Source organism: Streptomyces sp. NPDC054841, assembly GCF_053611045.1.
Genome location: NZ_JBSGZO010000666.1, coordinates 1 through 3,719, shown reverse-complemented (window position 1 = coordinate 3,719; position 3,719 = coordinate 1). Strand labels below are relative to the sequence as shown.

Sequence of the window (3,719 nt, the reverse complement as noted above, 5' to 3'; positions counted from 1 at the left end):
ACGGCCGCCTTACGGCCGGACGAGTGTAGGCCGATCAGCCCGCCCAAGAACCAATAGGCCAAACAGACGAACTACACCTGATTCCTGATAGACCCCCTGTCCGGAGGGCAGGTCTGTGGGCGGCCGTAACAGGGAGACCATGCTTGCGGGTTGTGGGTCCCAGGCGCCGACCGCGGCCCGGGTTGCACTTCGATCCGGTCGGTTTTGGGGCAATCGCTCGCCGCAGGTGCATGGCCTGCGGCATCCTCACCCTCGAATGCGTAACACCGCGCCCGGCACGCGGGCATCGGATGTCGACGACCTGTGAGGAGCCGACCGCGTTCCTCCCGGTGCAGGATTGAAGGAGAAGCAGTTGGGGTGGAGCGCTGAGGAGTACGGGGAGTCCCATGAGGGCATCGTGGGAGCCGTCCTCGCCGACGGAAGTGAGCCCAAGCCCGTGTACTTGGATATCGGCAGCGGTAGCGGCGGGCACCGAACGAGCGAGTGGTGGGCATACAACGGCCTGATGAGGCGCCCGAAAGCGGCCGCCTGCCGGGCCGCCTGCGCCTGCGGCTGGCGAGGCCCGAGCCACGGAGCCACCTCCGAACACCCATGCTGACGTGCATGCTGAACAAGATCCGCTTCATCTGAGCCAACGCGAGCGAACCGCCCGGGACGAGGGGAGGAGCAAGGCGTATGCCAGAGGAACGCGAAGAGCCCAAGACGCTGGCCGAGAAGATCGACACCCTGTTCCAGGTCGTCCGGCGGCCCAACCGTGAGCAGTTCAGCAACGAGGAGGTCGCCAAGGCGTGCCGCGACCCACCGGCGAGACCTTCTCAGCGCCCTACCTCTGGCAGTTGCGGACCGTCCGGCGGACGACCTGCGGTTGCCACTCGGATTCGGCCTCCTCCACCAGGGCGGCCTGGAGGCACTTCTGCGGGGTCGTCAGCGTCCCAGCGCGGTAGCGCTCCACCGTCCAGCGCGAGACGCCCAGGCGCTCCGCGAGGGCCTGGGTCGACCCCTTCGCCCGCGTGAGAAGGAATTTCACCTGAGCCTTCGCGGATTTCGGCGCGGGCCGGGTGAACACCTTCCGCTCCGCACGCGCGAGGGCCTCCAGGACCTTGCCGCGGCGCGGGGCCAGCTGCTGCTACTCGTGATCGCTCATGCCTCCTAGGGATCACGGATCGCCTGTGGACAGTCGCCGGGCTCCCGCCCCTGAGTGGATACGCCCGCGAGCCCGGACCAACTGGTCCGGTGTGACTGATTCCCAATCAGCGTTGTCAAGCGGTCGCTGTGTAGAGAAGAGCCTCCGACAAGATCCTCTGTTGGGAATCCGCGCTCCTCGCGATTCTCAGTGCGACTGCTCGCCGAGAGCGGCCTGCGTCGCTGCGAGACGCTGCCTGGACTCGGCTATCCAGTTCTTGTCGCGCATGTCGGCCAACAAGGTAAGGAGCGCTTCAGTTGGCGAGTGAGTGCGAGACCTGGTGGGGCTGAGCATGAGTCGGCGGACTCGACCCGGCGCAGTACGAGCGCCGGTGCCCAGCCCGCTGCGATGTCTCGGCTACCGGGGCAGGAGCGCGGGGATGGCTCACGCCCAGGCATCTGCTTCAACTGGCGGACTCCACGGTTTCCCTCGAACTCTCTCGATCACGGTTAGTACCCTCCCAGGATGACTGCGACATTCGATGAAGCTGTCCGCGCCCGGCTGCAGGCCCCCAACATCTGGTACGTCGGCACCGTGTTCGCCGATGGTGCACCGCAGGTCAGCCCGATGTGGGTGGATCTGGAGGGGGAGGGGGAGCTGACGTTCAACACCTCGGTGGGTCGGGTGAAGGAGGAAAACCTGCGCCGCGACCCCCGTGTCTATCTCTCGCACGCGGACGCCACCGACCCCTTCGACCGAGTGCAGATCAGTGGCGTGGTGGCCCGCTTCATCGAGGGCGAGGAGGCACACGACCGGATGGACCAGCTGGCCCGCAAGTACCTGGGCAGCGACTTCGAGTGGATCATGCCGGGGGAACAGCGGGTCGCGGTGATCGTGCGCCCGGTCAAGGTGCGGCACATCGTCGGGGTGGAGCGATTCCGGCCCGGAGGCCCCATCCCCGCTCCCTGACCGGCAGGCACACCCGTCGTGGGAGTCGTCGCCGCCGGCGGCTTCACCTCGGCAGGGGAAGGACCTCGTCCTCCAGGCCCCCGCTCCGGTGGTCGCCCGGACACCGCCCAACTCGCCGCCGAAGCCGGAGGAATCTGGCGTCACTACGCTCCTGGCGACCACTCACGGTCGCCAGGAGCGTGGTAACGCCGCCCCGCCGAACAGTTCGGCGGGGCGATGCGATCACAGTGGAATCGAATGGGCTCAGGCTCGCTCTCGCACCTCGGCGCCGTCGTACGTCCCGCCGACGCAGGTGCCTAGCCCGGGCTCGATCTGCATAACCTGCCCGCCCCCGTCCAAGCACTGTCGCGGGAAGATCCAAGCTTCCGCGTTGGCGAATCCCGCGTTTCCGAGCGTGAGAGCAACAGTCCCGGCGCACAAGGCAACCGCTGTAAGGGCACGACGCATGGGGACATCCTCGGGTCGAATCGGTTGGGCAACCAGCCAATTGGATCCCCGTTCGGTGCCTTGCTATCGCATTCGTCCGATTGTGGGCGCGTCACGCTCGCATCCGTCGGTTGCCGAGGAACGACTACCTGGGGTGTGAAACTGGCGACCACTCACGGTCACCAAGAGCACTCAACAGCTGAGGAATGCGAGACTCCCGACTACGCGAGGTCGCCAGTGCCATGGCCGGGAACCCGATCCCGGTGGCCAGCAATCGCTCAACATCATGGCCAACCCCGACCCAACATCAGGCGCTGACCTCATGCTCTTCCAAGCGCGCTGGCCAACTACCGCGCAGCGTCACACTCACCCTGGAGCGGGCCTTGGACGCGGCGCAGCACCCGGGTACCCGGCTGTGCTCCCTGTGCGGCGCCGCTGGCCGAACTCGACCCGGTCCTCAAGGGCTTCGACCGCGGCTTCGACGGCGAGGACCAGCGGCCAGACATCCCTCGGCGCCGATGGCGTGCGAGGTCGGCAACGGTGGCCACCCGAACAGGGAAAACCGGTCTCCTCCGGACGGGCCAGCGGTCCCAATCCCGTCGTCGCGAAATCGCTCCTGGACCGGCTGATCAACACCAGTCATCAGGTCATCATGAACGGCCCTAGCTACCGGCCGAACAAGCGTCCCAAGAACCCCACTGACAGGCCCGTCAAGCCACTTACCTGACGACGCGGCCGGTCAGAATCCGGCGTCGGCCGGGCGCTGATGCCCGCACGGCGCCGGGTTGCCGTTCTTGTCGAAGACCTCGGCGTCACTGCCCGAATTCACCCACACCGTGATGCCCTGGTCATGAACGACGACTTTGAACGGCGACTCCGCGGGCTCCGTCTCGGTCACGACGGTGAACTCCTCACCCGGACGCATCCAGTGATCAGTTCCCCAGGGCTCCACCCAGAGGCAGAGCAGGCTGCCCGTCTCGTTACTCACGCTCGTCTTCGACACGCAGGCACTCTAACGAGCACCGTCATCGGCCCGAGACGCCTGGCGACGACCGGGAGTCTGGGGAATTACGTGAACTTCTGACGGGGGAACCGGCGGCACGGTCAGCTTCGACCACGCGAGGTTCTCCGGCCGAAGCCGAGCACCTGGCCGACCGAGTCGTCGTCGTGCGGCGCGGCGCCAAGGTGCTGTACGTCAACG

3 protein-coding genes and 2 pseudogenes are annotated in these 3,719 nt (G+C 66.8%); 3 read left to right on the top strand and 2 right to left on the bottom strand.

Translation table 11 applies throughout. The features are described 5' to 3' along the window. Positions 1 to 823: 823 nt before the first annotated feature. Positions 824 to 1,027 carry a hypothetical protein gene (locus tag ACWGI8_RS41375; protein WP_453668607.1) on the bottom strand — a complete coding sequence of 68 codons (204 nt, stop codon included), beginning with the start codon at positions 1,025 to 1,027 and terminating at the stop codon, positions 824 to 826. A 621-nt stretch (positions 1,028 to 1,648) separates the two neighbouring features. Between ACWGI8_RS41375 and ACWGI8_RS41370 the strand changes: the two genes are divergently transcribed. The 3 genes and pseudogenes from ACWGI8_RS41370 to ACWGI8_RS41360 all read left to right on the top strand — a co-directional run. Next, complete coding sequence (locus ACWGI8_RS41370) at positions 1,649 to 2,092, top strand: TIGR03618 family F420-dependent PPOX class oxidoreductase (protein WP_380767358.1); 444 nt, start codon at positions 1,649 to 1,651, stop codon at positions 2,090 to 2,092. A 791-nt stretch (positions 2,093 to 2,883) separates the two neighbouring features. Then, positions 2,884 to 3,007 (top strand): annotated as a pseudogene (locus ACWGI8_RS41365) (DUF6233 domain-containing protein); the annotation flags it as partial. Between the two features lie 100 nt (positions 3,008 to 3,107). After that, positions 3,108 to 3,245: pseudogene (locus tag ACWGI8_RS41360) on the top strand (ATP-binding protein); the annotation flags it as partial. A gap of 12 nt (positions 3,246 to 3,257) precedes the next feature. Here ACWGI8_RS41360 and ACWGI8_RS41355 read toward each other — a convergent pair. After that, a complete protein-coding gene (locus tag ACWGI8_RS41355; protein ID WP_453668606.1) occupies positions 3,258 to 3,521 on the bottom strand; it encodes a hypothetical protein in 264 nt (87 codons plus the stop codon). Positions 3,522 to 3,719 lie beyond the last annotated feature (198 nt).

Bases quoted from the DNA above. Each gene is read 5' to 3' on its own strand.
- ACWGI8_RS41370 (WP_380767358.1), top strand. From the start codon at position 1,649: ATGACTGCGACATTCGATGAAGCTGTCCGCGCCCGGCTGCAGGCCCCC.